The 15,908-nt window shown below is 63.9% G+C and carries 17 protein-coding genes; 7 read left to right on the top strand and 10 right to left on the bottom strand.

The features are described 5' to 3' along the window. Nucleotides 1-72: 72 nt before the first annotated feature. Together DFR49_RS03535 and DFR49_RS03530 are read right to left on the bottom strand one after the other, a co-directional pair. A complete protein-coding gene (locus tag DFR49_RS03535; RefSeq protein WP_030091400.1) occupies nucleotides 73-315 on the bottom strand; it encodes an HP1242/YdcH family protein in 243 nt (80 codons plus the stop codon). Nucleotides 316-406: 91 nt separating this feature from the next. Beyond that, nucleotides 407-2,008, bottom strand: coding sequence for an MBL fold metallo-hydrolase (locus DFR49_RS03530; protein WP_030091401.1), 1,602 nt, complete (start codon nucleotides 2,006-2,008; stop codon nucleotides 407-409). A 216-nt stretch (nucleotides 2,009-2,224) separates the two neighbouring features. Between DFR49_RS03530 and DFR49_RS22090 the strand changes: the two genes are divergently transcribed. Then, entirely contained in the window at nucleotides 2,225-2,452 is a 228-nt protein-coding gene (locus DFR49_RS22090) for a hypothetical protein (RefSeq protein WP_030091402.1), read from the top strand. Here DFR49_RS22090 and DFR49_RS03520 read toward each other — a convergent pair. Then, a complete protein-coding gene (locus DFR49_RS03520) occupies nucleotides 2,430-2,804 on the bottom strand; it encodes an ArsR/SmtB family transcription factor (protein ID WP_030091403.1) in 375 nt (124 codons plus the stop codon). The genes DFR49_RS22090 and DFR49_RS03520 overlap by 23 nt on opposite strands. Then, nucleotides 2,801-3,466: a peroxiredoxin gene (locus DFR49_RS03515; RefSeq protein ID WP_030091404.1), complete on the bottom strand. Its 666-nt coding sequence runs from the start codon at nucleotides 3,464-3,466 to the stop codon at nucleotides 2,801-2,803. The genes DFR49_RS03520 and DFR49_RS03515 overlap by 4 nt, the downstream gene beginning before the upstream one ends. A gap of 106 nt (nucleotides 3,467-3,572) precedes the next feature. On the opposite strand from DFR49_RS03515, the gene trxC reads away from it, so the two are divergent. From trxC to DFR49_RS03485, 6 genes are all read left to right on the top strand, one after another. After that, complete coding sequence (gene trxC / locus DFR49_RS03510) at nucleotides 3,573-4,016, top strand: thioredoxin TrxC (protein ID WP_021246250.1); 444 nt, start codon at nucleotides 3,573-3,575, stop codon at nucleotides 4,014-4,016. A 209-nt stretch (nucleotides 4,017-4,225) separates the two neighbouring features. Then, nucleotides 4,226-4,870 carry a peroxiredoxin gene (locus DFR49_RS03505; protein ID WP_030091405.1) on the top strand — a complete coding sequence of 215 codons (645 nt, stop codon included), beginning with the start codon at nucleotides 4,226-4,228 and terminating at the stop codon, nucleotides 4,868-4,870. Nucleotides 4,871-4,940: 70 nt separating this feature from the next. Continuing rightward, on the top strand, nucleotides 4,941-5,861 hold the full coding sequence (locus DFR49_RS03500; RefSeq protein WP_021246252.1) for an MBL fold metallo-hydrolase: 921 nt from the start codon (nucleotides 4,941-4,943) through the stop codon (nucleotides 5,859-5,861). Between the two features lie 4 nt (nucleotides 5,862-5,865). Beyond that, nucleotides 5,866-6,654 carry a sulfite exporter TauE/SafE family protein gene (locus DFR49_RS03495; RefSeq protein ID WP_030091406.1) on the top strand — a complete coding sequence of 263 codons (789 nt, stop codon included), beginning with the start codon at nucleotides 5,866-5,868 and terminating at the stop codon, nucleotides 6,652-6,654. Between the two features lie 28 nt (nucleotides 6,655-6,682). Further along, a complete protein-coding gene (locus tag DFR49_RS03490; RefSeq protein WP_030091407.1) occupies nucleotides 6,683-7,543 on the top strand; it encodes a class I SAM-dependent methyltransferase in 861 nt (286 codons plus the stop codon). A 25-nt stretch (nucleotides 7,544-7,568) separates the two neighbouring features. Further along, entirely contained in the window at nucleotides 7,569-7,820 is a 252-nt protein-coding gene (locus tag DFR49_RS03485; RefSeq protein WP_030538178.1) for a hypothetical protein, read from the top strand. On the opposite strand, the gene DFR49_RS03480 is transcribed toward DFR49_RS03485, so the two are convergent. The 6 genes from DFR49_RS03480 to DFR49_RS03455 all read right to left on the bottom strand — a co-directional run bounded on the left by DFR49_RS03480 (nucleotide 7,814) and on the right by DFR49_RS03455 (nucleotide 15,899). Beyond that, a complete protein-coding gene (locus DFR49_RS03480) occupies nucleotides 7,814-8,509 on the bottom strand; it encodes an energy transducer TonB family protein (RefSeq protein ID WP_232037386.1) in 696 nt (231 codons plus the stop codon). The genes DFR49_RS03485 and DFR49_RS03480 overlap by 7 nt on opposite strands. Before the next feature lie 27 nt (nucleotides 8,510-8,536). Further along, nucleotides 8,537-10,729 (bottom strand): TonB-dependent receptor, encoded by a 2,193-nt coding sequence (locus tag DFR49_RS03475; protein ID WP_119035245.1) that lies wholly within the window; start codon nucleotides 10,727-10,729, stop codon nucleotides 8,537-8,539. Nucleotides 10,730-10,838: 109 nt separating this feature from the next. Next, entirely contained in the window at nucleotides 10,839-11,237 is a 399-nt protein-coding gene (locus DFR49_RS03470; protein WP_231746293.1) for a DUF2946 family protein, read from the bottom strand. A 60-nt stretch (nucleotides 11,238-11,297) separates the two neighbouring features. Next, a complete protein-coding gene (locus tag DFR49_RS03465) occupies nucleotides 11,298-12,536 on the bottom strand; it encodes a TolC family protein (RefSeq protein WP_021246259.1) in 1,239 nt (412 codons plus the stop codon). Further along, nucleotides 12,536-12,835: a DUF3240 family protein gene (locus DFR49_RS03460; protein ID WP_021246260.1), complete on the bottom strand. Its 300-nt coding sequence runs from the start codon at nucleotides 12,833-12,835 to the stop codon at nucleotides 12,536-12,538. Before DFR49_RS03460 ends, DFR49_RS03465 begins: the two co-directional genes overlap by 1 nt. Beyond that, on the bottom strand, nucleotides 12,828-15,899 hold the full coding sequence (locus DFR49_RS03455) for an efflux RND transporter permease subunit (protein ID WP_030538175.1): 3,072 nt from the start codon (nucleotides 15,897-15,899) through the stop codon (nucleotides 12,828-12,830). Before DFR49_RS03455 ends, DFR49_RS03460 begins: the two co-directional genes overlap by 8 nt. Nucleotides 15,900-15,908: the final 9 nt, after the last annotated feature.

Below are 15,908 nucleotides of genomic sequence, written 5' to 3'. Positions count from 1 at the left end.
CTTCTCAGTGGAAATTTATGCCCCTACCGGGTCACTTCTCAGCGGTAATCAACAATCCGGCCCTTGGGCAGATCAGGCGGCCTGCGACAGGGCTTCGGCGATCTGATCCTTGATCGCGAGGCGGCGCTTGCGAAGTTCGGTCTCGTGATCTTGCGAGGTCGGTTCGATATTGGTTTCAGCCACGTGGATTTCGTCATTCACGACATCATAATCGAGAAGAAGCTGCGCGAAGCGAGAGTCCGAAGCCTTCAAGGCGTGAATCTTGTCCATCTGACCGGGGAATTCCTCGCTCAGGGTGTGGGGGGTATTCGACATAATTACTCCTTTGATGAAACTATGATATATAGCGAATTCGCGGGTGGCCGCACCCGTTTATGTCTGGGGCTGGTCACTTTGTTTTCGCCGATCAGCTCGATCGGCTCTTACGATGCTCGCGATAGGCCTGATAGGAATGCAGAATCTCGGCCATGCGGGCGAGTGCCTCGCGCCGGCCCGACGCGCTCTCGATATTCTGCAGTTCTTTTTTCAGATGGGTCGAAAAATCCGCATAGTCATTCTGCCAATCGCGGCCGACAGCCTCCTGTAGTTCCGGCTTTCCGGTCTTCAGGCGCTTGGACGGGGCGCGTGACGGCAGTGAATAGGTTTCCCCGATCTTCGGCGTGACAATCGATGCCGCGGCATCGTCCGCCTGCATCAGGCGGCGGAACGTCTCGATCGAGCCCTCTTCGCCGTGTCCCAGGAACAGGCTGCCATCGATCGGCTTCCGCGCCCTTATCCAGCGCTGCAGATCCTTCTGGTCGGCATGCGCCGAATAAGTGTCGATCCGCCGGATCTGCGCGCGCACCGCGACGTCCTGCCCCCAGATGCGCACGCGGTTCGCGCCATCGAGGATTGTCCGGCCAAGGGTGCCTGCGGCCTGGAAACCGACGAACAGGATCGTCGATTCACGGCGGCCGAGATTGTACCGCAGATGGTGACGGATGCGTCCCGCTTCGCACATGCCGGATGCCGCCATGATGATGGCTCCGGACATGTCGTTGAGCCGCATCGATTCCATCGTGCTGGCAGTGTAGTGGAACGAGGGGTGACGGAAGATTTCACCCGAGCCCATGTCTTCGAGTTCCCCGGCATGTTTGGCGAACACCTCTGTCGCGCGGGTCGCAAGTGGCGAATCGATGAACACCTGCGGATGCGCCAGGCGTCCGGTGTTGATCAGGGTCGCGATATCGAGGAGCAATTCCTGGGTGCGTTCGAGCGCGAAAACGGGAATGACGAGGTTGCCGCCGCGCGTAAGCGCTGCATTGATCTCGGCTTCCAGCAAAGTCCGGCGCTGCTCGATCGTCACGTCCTCGCGGACGCGGTCGCCATAGGTGCTCTCGCAGAACACATGATCGAGTCCTGCCGGACCCTCGGGATCGGCATGAAAGGCCTTGTGGTCTGGACCCAGGTCGCCGGAGAAGAGCAAGTGCACGCCACCGACCTCGATCTCCACGGATGTGGAACCCAGGATATGGCCCGCATTCCACAAGCGCGCCCGAAAACCGGCGGCAGGTGCGAACCAGTCGTGCAGCGCTACTGTCTCGACCTGTTCATAGGCCGCTTTGGAATCCGCTTCGGTATAGATCGGTTCGATCGGCTCCTCGTCCCGGCGATCCTGCCGTCGATTGCGGCGCTCCGCATCGCCCTCCTGAATTCGTCCGGCGTCGGGCAGCATGTAATACAGAAGGTCGCGGGTTTGCGGTGTCGCGAAGATCGGCCCGCGATACCCTTCCGCCGTGAGCCTGGGCAGCAGGCCGCTATGGTCGATATGCGCGTGCGTCAGGACAACGGCGTCGATCTTGCGCACGTCGAACGCGAAGGGGTCGCGATTGAGTGTTTCCAGCGTCCGGGATCCCTGGAACAAGCCGCAATCTATGAGGATCGTCTTTCCGCCATGGCGTAGTTCCATGCAGGAACCAGTGACTGTGCCGGCAGCGCCGTGGAAGGTTATGGTGGGTACGCTACTCATCGGTCCTCTCATTCTCTCGCCGGCGGTCCAATAGGCTGGTTATGCGCGGGTCGCAGGCCAATCATCTGTAAACTCGCCGATCTTCGTCTGTCCTTACGTATGGTTCCGAATTTGATCGGTGAAGCCCGGATCGATAGTGGCGCTGAGATTGATTCCATGGAGTTCTTGCAAGGACGTGGGCGACGTCCGCGAACTGGTTGAGCTCAAGCAGGGAAAATGGAGGACGATGCCGCCCTCGAAGGCCAGACCTCGCTTCTTGACCGCGAAATTGCTCCCATGAGCCGGGCGCTGGAGCGGATCAGGCGAGGCGCTTACGGCGAATGCTTGCAGTTATGGTATTCCACAAGCCTCGAAATGCTCTCTAACGTTGCAGCGATGATGTTCAGAACTTTCTTGGAAGACATCGTCCAGGACAATATCGTCACAAAATCTTGGCGAAGGTAGCGACCGATCCCTGGGGAAAAGGTCGCTTTGTTTTCGCGGCAGTGTCTCCTCTATTTATCGGAGTTCCCGCTAGAGCGCATAGCAATTTCGCTGTTCCCTCCATATTGGCCGATACGATGCTATAGAAAACGAGTTTCGCATCGCGGCGCGTCTGAACCAGTTCCGCCTTGCGCAAAATTGCGAGTTGTTGGGACAGGCCCGGTTGACCGATGCCGGTGAGGGCTTCGAGTTCGCCTACAGACTTCTCGCCATGTTCGAGGAGCGTCCGCAGGAGCTTCAGGCGGACGTCATGGGCGATCGCCTTGAGGACGCTGGCAGCCTCTTCAAGCTGCGTATCGGTGAAAGTCATCACTTGCCTGTCTTCCCATGCTTGTCGGGCTGCGTGCGGTGGAACCAGCAGCCATCGCCCGCCGCATCGAGCGCACCGTGCTGGTCCTGATAGGGCGGAAGAAGCACGTCATCGCCGGGATGCCAGCCTTCGGGGGTCACTATGTTGTCGTTGTCGACCCGTTGCAGCGCGGTCAGGACTCGAAGCAGCTCCTCCACCGATCGCCCGATGGTGGCTGGATAGCAGAGCTTGGCGCGGACAATGCCTTCGGGGTCGATGAAGAAGGTCGAGCGCAGCGTGGCCGCGTCGGGGGCGTTGTCCGCGAGCATTCCATAGGCGCGGCCGATCACCATCGAGGGATCTTCGACGATCGGGAAAGCGATGGTCACGCCGAAATGCTCGCGGATCGCCCTGATCCATCCGAGATGGGAATAGAGGCTGTCGACCGACACCGCGACCAGGTCGCAGCCGAGCGCCTTGAACCGATCGCTGGCGCGCGAGAGGGCGACGAATTCACTGGTGCAAACCGGCGTAAAATCGGCGGGATGAGAGAACAGCAGTACCCAGCGGCCGCGATGGCCGGACAGGGTCATGTCGCCCATCGTCGTGCGGGCGCGGAAATCAGGCGCGGGATCGCCGATCTGGATAGGGGAGCACACGGCATTGTCGTCTGCGTTCGAGTTCAACTTTCTCACTCCTGCAGAGAGGCAAGTCTTGAACCCTCTCCCTTACACGGTTACATCATGCGGGTAAACGATTAAGCGGTATTGGCGTTCCACAGGAGAGAAGCGCATGTCCGATGTCCCGCTGGTAGCCTGCCCGGTTTGCGCGAGCATCAACCGCGTTCCTGCAGCGAAGATCGGCGCGGCGCCAATTTGCGGGAAATGCGGAATGCCGCTTTTCCAGGGACAGCCGGTCGATGTCGACCAGGCGGCATTCGATCGGCATGTAGGTCGCGGAAGCCTGCCGGTTCTCGTCGATTTCTGGGCGAGTTGGTGCGGACCTTGCCGCGCCATGGCGCCGGCGTTCAAGGCGGCCGCTGCGGAGCTGGAGCCGCATGTCCGGCTCCTGAAGGTCGATACCGAAGCTGAGCAGGGTATTGCCGGGCGCTACCGCATTCAGTCGATTCCGACGCTGATCCTGTTCAGGGGTGGCCGCGAGGTCGCCCGACAGGCCGGGGCGATGGACCGTGCGCGACTCGTCGCCTGGACAAGGCAGGCGCTCGTCACCGCCTGATTCGGGGTGTGATGACCCCATACTTAGCATAAACGATGCTTTGACGTGTTCGCGCCTCTGGTCCCGTGCGCTGCGAATCCGGCCTAATTCGGCCGATTGCAGAAGTGATTGAAAAATCCGATCAAAGGAATTAGATTTATCGTGTTATCACGATTAATAGAAATGTGTATTCAATGTCTGTCACTCACTCAGTCATAGGAGACGATAAAATGACAGACCAGGTCACTCCCTCCATGCCGCGGATCAACGAACCGGCGCCTCCCTTCAAGGCCAAGACGACCCACGGCGAACGCTCGCTCGACGATTACAAGGGCAAGTGGCTCGTTCTCTTTTCCCACCCCGCCGACTTCACGCCGGTCTGCACGACCGAATTCATGGGCTTCGCCAAGGCCGCCGACCGCTTCAAGGCGCTCAACTGCGAGTTGCTGGGCCTCTCCATCGACTCGGTGCATTCGCACATCGCCTGGATGCGCAGCATCGAGGAGAAGTTCGGCGTCGAGATCCCGTTCCCGATTATCGACGATCTGTCGATGAACGTCGCCAAGGCCTTCGGCATGATCCATCCCGGTGCCTCGGACACCTCGGCCGTTCGCGCCACCTTCATCATCGACCCCGAAGGCATTGTCCGCGCGATGGTCTATTATCCGATGTCGAACGGCCGCTCGGTCGATGAATTCGTCCGCCTGCTCACCGCGCTCCAGACGTCCGACGCCAACAAGGTGGCGACGCCTGAAAACTGGCAGCCCGGCGAGCCGGTGATCGTGCCGCCGCCCGCGACGGCCGAAGCCGCCAGGGCCCGCAAGGACGAAGGCTACGACTACACCGATTGGTATTTCAGCAAGAAGACCCTCTGAGGCAGCTGGGCCGGCTTCGCGTCCCAAGTGCGAAGCCGGTACGCCGGGCCAGACAGGAAAGGACAAGGCCATGGCCGACCCGCAAATCCGTGAAGCCACCCGCATCGTCGAGGCCGCGAGCAATGCGCGGCCCGCCGTCATCCGCAGCTTCTTCGACGAGGACACGTTTACCGTGACCCACGTCATCTCAGATCCCGCCACGGCCAAGGCCGCGATCATCGATAGCGTGCTCGATTTCGATCCGGCTTCGGGGCGCACCTCCTTCGCGTCGGCCGACAAGGTGATCGACTATATCCGGAGCGAAGGGCTCGAGGTCGAATGGCTGCTGGAGACGCACGCCCATGCCGACCATCTGTCGGCCGCGCCCTATCTTCAGGAGAAGCTGGGCGGCACGCTGGCGATCGGTCGCCATATTCTCACCGTGCAGGAGGTCTTCGGCAAGATCTTCAACGAGGGAACGCGCTTTGCTCGCGACGGCTCGCAGTTCGACCGGCTGTTCGATGACGGCGACCGTTTCAGGGTCGGCTCGATCGAGGCGATCGCGCTGCATGTGCCGGGCCATACGCCCGCCGACATGACCTATGTGATCGGCGATGCGGCGTTCATCGGCGACACGCTGTTCATGCCCGACTACGGCACGGCCCGCGCCGACTTCCCGGGCGGCGATGCGCGCACGCTTTATCGGTCGATCCGCCGCCTGCTGTCGCTCCCCGATCAGACCGGCCTTCATCTTTGCCACGACTACAAGGCCCCCGGGCGCGACACCTATGCCTGGGAAACGTCGGTCGGCGAGGAGCGAGAGCATAATGTCCATGTTCGCGACGGGGTGAGCGAGGACCAGTTCGTCGCCATGCGCGAGGCGCGCGATGCGACGCTCGGGATGCCGCGCCTCATTCTGCCGTCCATCCAGGTCAACATGCGCGGCGGCCACCTGCCCGAGCCGGAAGACAATGGCATGCGCTACCTCAAGCTGCCGATAAACGCGCTGTAAGGCCATGGCACTCGAATCCATCCAATATCTGCTTGGTGCCGGATCGGGCTCGCTCGTCGGATTCACGCTGGGGCTGGTGGGCGGTGGGGGCTCAATCCTCGCCGTCCCGCTCATGGTCTATCTGGTCGGCGTCGCCTCGCCGCATGTCGCGATCGGCACCAGCGCGCTGGCGGTCGCCGCCAATGCCGGGGCCAATCTCGTTCCCCACGCGCGCCAGCGGACGATCAAATGGCGTTGCGCCGGCATGTTCGCCGCTGCTGGTGTCGCCGGCGCCTATGCCGGATCGACACTCGGTAAAGCGTTCGATGGACAGAAGCTGCTGTTCCTGTTCGCTCTGCTGATGGTCCTGGTTGGCGGGCTGATGCTAAAAAGCCGGGGCGATCCCGGCAATCCCGATGTCCAATGCCGGCGCGAGAATGCGCCCAAGGTGATCGGTTATGGGGCCGCCACTGGTCTCTTTTCCGGGTTCTTCGGCATCGGCGGGGGCTTCCTGATCGTGCCGGGACTGATGGCTTCGACCGGGATGCCGATGCGCAACGCCGTCGGATCGTCGCTGGTCGCCGTCACCGCTTTTGGTCTGACGGCCGCGCTCAACTATGCCCTTTCCGGCTTGGTTGATTGGGGGCTTGCTGCGGCGTTCATCGCCGGCGGCGTCATCGGCGGCCTTGTGGGCGCGGCGCTCTCTCGGCGGCTGTCGGCGCACAAGGGGGCGCTCAATACGATATTCGCACTGCTGATCTTTGCGGTTGCCGCCTACATGCTGTGGCAAAGTACCGCCGCGATCCTGGGCTGATTCTTGAAACGACGATGGGAGTACATCGATGAACGATGCTGGCGAGAACAGGGAAGGTTTGGCCGCGCACGATTGGGCCGGCCAGGCGGGCATGCGTTGGCTCGCCCAGCTCGACCGCTTCGAAAGCATGATCGAGCCGATCGGCAGGGCGTTGCTTGCCCAGGCCGCATACAACGCCGGCGAAACGGTGGTCGATGTCGGATGCGGCGGTGGCTGGACCACGCGGCAGATCGCCACGGCCGTCGGCAACACCGGATTTGCGCTCGGCCTCGACATCTCACCCGATCTGGTGGGGATGGCCAGGGAACGGGCACAGCGCGCGGGCCTTGCCAATATCCGCTTCGAGCAGGGCGATGCCGCGACGACGATGCTGGAGGAAGCGCCGTTCGATCGGCTGTTCTCGCGCTTCGGTTCGATGTTCTTCGCTGAGCCTTATCCCGCTTTCGCCAATCTGCGCCGGATGTTGCGCGATGGCGGGCGGCTCGACATCGCTGTCTGGGCGTCCATCGCTGACAATCCGTGGCAGCTTAGTGTCATGGGCATCATCAAGGAGCATATGGACCTGCCGACGCCGCAGTCGCGCGCGCCGGGACCATTCGCGCTCGGCGAGCAGGACTATGTGATCGACCTTCTCCAAAGCGCGGGTTTCTGCGAGGTCAGATTCGATGCCTGGACAGGTGAGCAGCGCGTGGGCGGCCCCGGCAGTGATCCCGAGAGCGCCGCTCGCTTCGTGCTTGAGGGGATGCAGATCGGCGATCTTGTTCGACAGAACGGGGCAGAGGTACGCAAGGCCATTCACCAGCATCTTGTCGAGCTGTTCGAGCGCCATTGCGATGAGAATGGCGTTCATATGGGGGCGAAGGCCTGGCTGGTGAGCGCACGGGCCTGAGAGCATTCAAGAAAAGGGTGATAATATGGCGCGCAAGAAGCTATCGCTTCGGCTTCCGGGGAAAGGTTCATCCGATGGTGACGCTGCCAATTCCGAGGAAATAGCGGCGGCGCTCGCACTGATCGAGACGCATGGGCAACGTGCCGGACAGGCTCTTGTCGATGAGGCGCAGGCTGCCATCAAGGCTCGCGACGATCACCGTGTTTTGTTTCTGGAACGTGTGCGCGTCGCCCTATTGACGATCGAGCCATCCTCGTCCGCCATGCGGCCTCAATGAAAGCTGAATGGTATCGTAAAGACCAACTGCTCGCTTTCCACGCCCATAGGCGGTGTTGGAAAAGGAGCAGCATTGCGCACCGTGCGGAGCGCCAGGCGATCGAGCGCGGCATTCCCGCTGCTGCCGGCCAGCTCGACGGCAATCAGCGCGCCGTCAGCCCCGACGATGAAGCGGACCGTTGCGACCCCGTCGAGGTGGATCCCCGCGGGCTTGCGCGCGGCTATTCGCGCCCAGAGCTGGCGCTGATAGGCCGCAAGCGCGGACTGTTTCTTATCATCCTGGGCTTGCGGCGGCGCGACCTCGGGTTCCGGCGCGGGCGGTCTGCTTACCGGCGCGACAGCGAACGGAGAGGCGATTGCTGGAGCAGCGGGTATAGGCGACGAAGCTGGTCCGCCTCTTTCTCCCGTCGTAGCCAGCTCGGGCGGGTGCGCAGGGCGCCGCTCCGGCGATAGGCGGGCCTCGTCTGTCCGCGATCGCGACAACGTTGAAGGCGGTGGTGACGGTGGCGACGGGGTAAACAACCGGAAGCGGCTCACCTGCACAGGCTGCGTCATTCGCAGCCGTCCCGATAGATTGGCATTGAGCGCCACTAGCACCAGCAGGCAGCATGACGCGGCGGCAAGGCCCGCGCCCAGGCGCTGCGACCAGGCCGAGGGCTGGCCATAGCCTGCCCTCGGCTCCTCGTTCATGTCGTGCGAGTTCGGGAGCATGGGCGCTCAAAACGCAATCGTGATCCCGGCGTTGACCGATCGCCCCCGGCCCGGAACCGGGCGGCGCACGCCGGTCGCCTTCAGATCGCCGAGCGACATGCCGCTAAGCGGAGCATAATAGGCCTTGTCGAACAGATTGTCGGCGCCGAGCGTCAGGCGAACCTTGTCGATGCGATAGGCGAGCTGGACATTGAGCAGCGCGTAGCTGCCCGTCCGCGGTTCGTTGCGGGTCGGATCGGCGCGATCCTTTTCCGTCACGATGTCGAGGTCAATCCGGGTTTCGAGGCCGCCGATCCGATGCTCGAGGCTCAGCGCCGCATTGAACGGCATCTGGTGATAGAGCGGTGCGTGGTCGGTCAGATTCTGGCCGTGCAGCCAGCTCGCGCGCGCGGTCAGACGCGCGGTGCCGGCCGACGACGATGACCATAGCGGCACGGCGCCCGATATGTCGATGCCGTAGATCTCTGCCTTCTGGTTGGCGAACTGCAATTGAACGAACCCGGTCGGACTGCCCATCATGTCGGTGAAGTCCGCCAGCTTAAAGGCGTCGATATATTCGTCGACATGGGTGTAATAGGGCGCGATCTTGAACGACCAGCCATCCTTGCCGCCTCCGGAAATGGCCAGGGCGGCGCTCAGCGTATCGGCCTTTTCGGGGCGAAGGTCGAGGTTGCCGACATAGCCGTTCCCGTCGCCGAACCACCCGATCATGCGGCTCGCCATGCTGCCCCGGCCCCAGCTATAGCGCTCGTAGATATTGGGCGAGCGAACCTTGCGGGCATAGCCGATCTCGATATCCGCCCCGTCCGAAAGCGCGTAGCGGACCAGCAGGCTGCCGCTCCAATTGCTGTCGTGGCGCTTGCGGTCGGCCTTGTTGAACGCCGCTGCCGCCATGACATCGGCCATCTGCATCATGCCGGTGCCATAGGGCGCGACCTTGCCGGTGTTCATCCAGACCTGATCGTTACGGATGCCGGCGATGAGGGAGAAACCGCTATCCCAGCGCGTTTCCCACTCGAGGAAGGTGCCGAGCCGATCGCGCTTGGCCCCGTTGACGTTGATGAACGCATTCGGCCCCATCATCATATTGCCCACAACGGGCGGCCAATAGTCGTTGAGCCATTGATGCTGGAATTCGCTGCCCAGGCGCAGCGTGCCGCCGCCGAGCAATATATCCGCCTGGACGGTATAGCTCGCGCTGTGGACCTCCGTGTTCATCGGCATCCCGCCGGTCGCGGTCCCGCCCTTGTCGGCGAGGAAGTTCATGACGTGGTCGGTGTCGCGCCAGCTCGCCCGCACATCGAGATTGCCCCAATCGAAGACGCCGGCATAATGGCCGTTCAGGAACCACGACTTGTTGGACGTCATGTCCATATATTGGTTCGGGAAACCCTCATAGGGCGCGAAATGATAGCCGCCTTTCAGCTCGATCAGGCCGTTGCTGACTTGCGCTGCGAGATTGAGGCTGTGGTCGGTCTTGGCATATTCGCTGGATCGCACGACGCCCAGCGAGCCGCCGCCCTTGAAATTGTCGGCTTGAGTGTAGGAGCCATTGTAAGTCAGGCTGACCTTGTCGCTCGCGGCCGTCACTGACAGGGCGCCGCCGAACCCGTCGCCATTGCTGCGATAGAAGGCCGAGGTTTCGCCGGTCAGCAGCGTTTCCCCTTGCTTAGCAAAGCGGGGCGGAGCGCTCTCGACGCGAATGATCCCGCCGATGCTGTCGCCGCCATAGCTGACTGGCGAAACGCCGGTAATGACGTCGATCGCGCTCACGGTTTGCGGATCGGTGTAGGACAGGGGCGGATTCATATCGTTCGGACAGGCCGAGGCAATCGCCACGCCGTCGACCAGCACGGTCAAGCGCTGCGCTTCAAGGCCCCGGATCACCGGCAAGGTCGAGAAGCCCCCGGCCCCATAGCCGCTGACGCCGGGTACGCTTTGCAGGATCGCTGCGGTATCGCTCGAGCCGACCTGAAGGTCGCGCAGGCGCGAGGGGGAAAGCCGCTCACCCGAAACCGTCGACCCCGCCTCGCTCGCCGAGCTAACGTCGACCTCTGGCAGCGGCGTCCCGTCCTGGGCGAAGGCTCGCGAGATGGGGGCGCCCGCCAGCACAGCGACGAGTGCGGGAAAAGCGAAGCTCCCGGCGAGGCGAACCTTGAAAGTTGGTTGCTTGCTGGTGGAGCGAGCGAAGGCAGGCATGGTGGTTGCCGCGCAATGCGCGGAATCAAGCATAATCGTCATGTCGGAATCCTGATTCACATGCGGCGCCCCGGCGAGGGGCGCCCATCAACGGGGAATGTCGAAGGAATCAGGTGGTGGGAGGACCGATCGCCGGCGGGCGCAGATAGGTGCCGCGCCGGAGGACTAGGCGGTTTGGACGCCGAAAAACCGTTGCGAGGATGAAGGCGAGGGCGACGGCTAGGAGCAGCGCATCGACGGCCGCGAGCGATGGCGAGGACAGGCCGGTAAAGGCGCAAGGCGCTTCCGCCTTCTTGTGCTCGTCATGGTCCTGCTCGCCGCCTTTGCTCGGCAACTTGATTGCGATCTTCTGAGGCCCTTGCCCCGAGCACAGCTGGACCAGGATCACGCCATTCGAGACGACCGGCATGAAACCCGCCGGCACCAACGCCTTCACGAGCAGCGCAGCGCCTAGCAGGAGCGCGCACAGCCAATGGTGCCGGACAAGGAATTTGCGAGCTTCGGTCACGCAGCATCCTCTAAGTGCAGGCTCGTTTCATGTCGAGAATGTTTGCTTGCCGTATGTTAGCTAGTCGTGCCCCGCTTCATCTGGTGCCCAGATGCTGTGGGAATCGATCTGGATCTTGAGCAGAGCACGATCGGCTTCGGAGCGCGCCTCGATTTCCATTCGGCGCGCGTCATTGGCCTGCCGGCGGGCATAGAGCATATCGGAGAGGTCGATCTGCCCGAGTTGGTAACCGCGCACCGTCCTTTCGGCGGCGTCGCCGGCGCTGCGCGCCGAAGCGTCGGCATTGCGCCAGGCATCGAGCCGGGTGTGCGCGTTGGAAAGGTCGGCATTGGCGGTCGCCTCGATGCTGCGCTGCACGGCCGCGAGTTCCATGCGCGCGGCATTGGCCTCGGCTGACGCCTGATCGGCTGCGGCTCTGCGATAGCCACCGCCGAGCGGGATTAAAGCCACCACGCCCGCGCCGGCTTCCGCGCCGCCGCGCTCGCTGAACAGGCGGACGCCGAAGCTCGGGTCTGCGATGCGATCCGCTCGCACCCGACGCGAAGTCACGTTCAGACGCTGCGCTTCCTTGTCGGCGGCGCGGATCTCGTGACTGCGCTCGATTACCAGGTCGCGCATCGCTTCCAGCCCCTGGGCGGGCAGCATGGGGTCGGCCAGTTCTGGTGGTTCGGAGGGGAGCGGGATTTCCGGAAAGGACGCTGCGAAGGTCACGCGCGCCTGTTCGCGCAGCGAGAGTGACGATGCGGCCTGCGCGCGCGCCTGAGCCAGCGCCGCCTGCGCCTGGTCGAGGTCGAGTTGGGCGGCGTCTCGCAGCGTGACCCGCCGCTTTATGGCGGCGATTGCCTCCTCCAGCCCGCGGACGCTGTCGAGATCGTTGCGATAATGGCTTCCCGCAGTGAGCCAGTCGTGCCAATAGCCGGCCAGCAGCAGCGCGGTTTGATGGCGGACATCCTCCATCTGGTTTTCCGCGACCTCAATGCCGAGCGCACCGGCTTCGCGGTCGAGCGCGGCCTTGCCCGGCAGGCGGAATGGGCGGCTGATTGTCGTATCGAATTCGTCGAACCCGCCTTCGCGATCGACGGTTCGGCGAATGTAGCTGCCGCTCACCGTCACTTCGTGGGGGCCTTTGCGCAGCATATCGCCGCGTGCCCGTGCGGCTTCGACGCGCGCAATTGCGGCGGCGACGCTGGGGTGATTGTCGAGCGCTTCGTTGACCTTGTCGGCAGGCGGCAGATCGGTATGCTGGGCCAGGGCAGGCGCGGCCGTCAGAAGGCCGAGAGCGGCGAGTACGATCCGCATCAGGCGATCCTTCCATGATCGAGCAGGGGCGTCGTGCGCCACCGGACCGGCAGATCGCGCCGCGCGTCTTTTACGGTGCGGAGCAGGTCGGGCACCGCGTCCGCGCTCACGATCAGTTCGAGCGTCGAACGCTTCAATTCGCCCGACACGCGCTCGGCGGTTCCCGCATCGCCAAAATCGCGACCTCGCACAGCTTCCCCGCGGACATGGATTGGCGTGGGGGAGACGGCGCGGATCGCGTCCACGAGAAGCTCGGTATCGCGGGTGGCGCAATGGAGGGTGAACAGCAGGTCAGGCATTAGCGGCCTCCCCGGCGCTTTCCCCGAAGCGCTCGAACAGGATCGGCAGCAGGACCAGCGTCAGCAAAGTGGAGGTAATGAGGCCGCCGATCACCACGATCGCGAGCGGCCGCTGGATCTCGGACCCCGGCCCGCTGGCGAACAGCAGGGGGACGAGGCCGAAGGCCGTGATGCCGGCAGTCATCAGCACCGGTCGCAGCCGACGCTGCGCGCCCAGGCGCACGGTCTCGGCCATACCCACCCCGTCGGCGCGCAACTGGCGGAAATAGGCCACCAGCACCAACCCATTGAGCACGGCGATGCCGAGCAGGGCGATGAACCCCACCGACGCCGGGACCGAGAGATACTCGCCCGACAGCCACAGCGAGATCAGCCCGCCGACCATCGCGAAGGGGATGTTGGAGAGGATCAGCAGCGCGGCGCGCAATGAGCGCAGCGCCGCCAGCAGGACGAGGAAGATCAACACCAGCGCTACGGGCACCACCATCATCAGCCGGGCCGATGCGCGCTGCTGGTTCTCGAACTGACCGCCCCAGACGATGCTGTAGCCTGCCGGTAGCCGTACCTTGGCGGTGACCTGCGCCTTCGCCTCATCGACATAGCCGACCAGATCGCGGCCGGAGACGAAGGCCTGCACCAGCGCGAAGCGCGAGCCGTTCTCGTGATCGAGCTTCACCGGTCCCTGCGTGCGCTCCACCCGCGCCATGTCGCTGACACGCGCCAGCGTGCCATCGGGCGTGCGCAATTGCAGGTCGGCGAAACGGGCCGGATCGCTCCGGATGCCGTCGTCACCGCGAATGACGATCGGAATGCGTTTCTGACCTTCGGCCACGACCCCGGACCGCACGCCCTCGACCTGTCCGCGCAGCGCGTCCTGGAGCTGGTCGACCGGCATCCCGAACCGCCCCGCTGCCGCGCGGTCGATGTCGAGTTGGAGATAGTCCACATTGTCGTTGGCGACCGTCAGGACCTCCGATGAGCCGTGGATGCCGGACAGGATATGCTGGATCCGACCCGCGAGCTCGGCGAGCGTTGCGGTGTCAGGCCCGAAAATCTTGACCGCTAGATCGCCGCGCGCGCCGGTGAGCATCTCCGAGACGCGCATCTCGATCGGCTGGGTGAAACTCGATTGGATACCGGGCAGGCCGTCCAGCGCCTTGCGCATTTCCCCGACGACGAAATCCTTGTCCCCGCGCCATTGCGAGCGCGGCTTCAACTGGACGAAGCTGTCGGTCTCGTTCGGTCCCATCGGATCGAGACCGATCTCGTCGGAGCCGACGCGGGCGATCACGTCCTCCACCTCCGGCACGGTGCGGAGCGCGCGCTGCACCGCCATGTCGCCGGCCACCGATTGGTCCAGGCTGATCGAGGGCAGCTTGGTAAGCTGCACGATCACCGAGCCTTCGTCCATCGTCGGCATGAAGGTCTTCCCGGCCGCGCCATAAGCGAGGCCCGCCAGCACCAGCCCGGTGGCGGAGAGACCATAGACCAGCTTCTTGTGCGCGAACGCCGCGTCGAGCAGCGCCTGGTAGCGTGGGCCGATCTGCCGCATGATCCATGGCTCACCATGATGGCCGCTCCTGAGGCTGAAGGAGGCAAGGACCGGCACCAGCGTCAGGGCGAGCAGCAGGGAGCCCGCGAGCGCGAAGACGATGGTGAGCGCGACGGGCGCGAACAGCTTGCCCTCCAGCCCCTGCAGCGAAAGCAGGGGCAGGAACACGAGCGCGATGATGACGATGCCCGCCGACACCGGCACGATCACCTCGCTGGTTGCGCGGAATACGTGGTTGAGTCGGGGCGTGTCCTCGCCCTGGGCATGGCTCAGGCGCTCGACGACATTCTCGACCACCACCACCGCGCCGTCGACCAGCATCCCGATCGCGATGGCGAGCCCGCCGAGGCTCATGAGGTTCGCGGACAGCCCCATGCCGCGCATGAACAGGAAGGTGATGAGCGCGGCCATCGGCAGGGTCGCCGCGACGATCGTGGCCGCACGCCAGTCGCCGAGGAACAGGATCAGCAGCACGACGACCAGCACGGTCGCTTCCAGCAGCGCCTCCTCGACCGTGCCGACCGCGCGCCCGATCAGATCGGAGCGATCGTAGAAGACATGGATCTGCGTGCCTGCGGGCAAGCTGTGCTGAAGCCCGGCAAGCCGCGTCCGCACGCCATCGACCACCGCCCGCGCATCCGCGCCGCGCAGCGCGATCACCAGGCCCTCCACCGCCTCGGCCTTGCCGCCGCGCGTCACCGCCCCATAGCGGGTGAGGCTGCCGGTGCCGACTGTGGCGACGTCGCCCAGGCGGACGATGCGGCCGTCCCGGCTGGCGATGACCAGCGTTTGCAGATCCTCCACGCTGCGGATCGCGCCCACGGCTCGGACGATCAGCGATTCCTCGCCATCGGTCAGGCGCCCCGCGCCGTCATTGCGATTGCCGCTTTCGATCGCGGTGCGCAGATCGGAGATCGAGAGCTTCGCGCTCGCCAGCGCCACCGGATCAGGCCGGACCTCGAAGGTACGAACATAGCCGCCCAGCGCGTTCACGTCCGCGACGCCGGGCACTGTGCGCAGCGCCGGGCGGATCGTCCAGTCGAGCAGTTCGCGTTTCTGCTGGAGAGACAGCGGCCCTTCGATCGTGAACATGTAGACGTCGGACAGGGGCGTCGAGATCGGCGCGAGACCGCCGGTCACGGCAGCAGGCAGATCGCCCGTCACGCCCGCCAGCCGTTCGGCGACCTGTTGGCGCGCCCAGTAGATGTCGGTGCCGTCGGTAAAGTCGATGGTTATGTCGGCGATGGCATATTTGGCGCTCGAGCGCAGGATCGCCTGGTTGGGAATGCCGAGCATCTCCGTCTCGATCGGCGTGATGACGCGGCTCTCGACCTCCTCCGGCGTCATGCCGGGGGCTTTGAGGATCAGCTTCACCTGGGTCTGCGCGATGTTGGGATAGGCATCGACCGGCAAGTTGACAAAAGCCCAGACCCCGAGCCCGGCCGTGGCGGCGGCAAGGATCAGGACGAGCAGACGATAGGACAGCGCGGTGGCGACAAGCGAACGCAGCATCGGGAGAGC

Source organism: Hephaestia caeni, from assembly GCF_003550065.1.
GTDB classification, from domain to species: domain Bacteria; phylum Pseudomonadota; class Alphaproteobacteria; order Sphingomonadales; family Sphingomonadaceae; genus Sphingomonas; species Sphingomonas caeni_A.
This window is presented reverse-complemented; position numbering and strand designations above follow the sequence as displayed.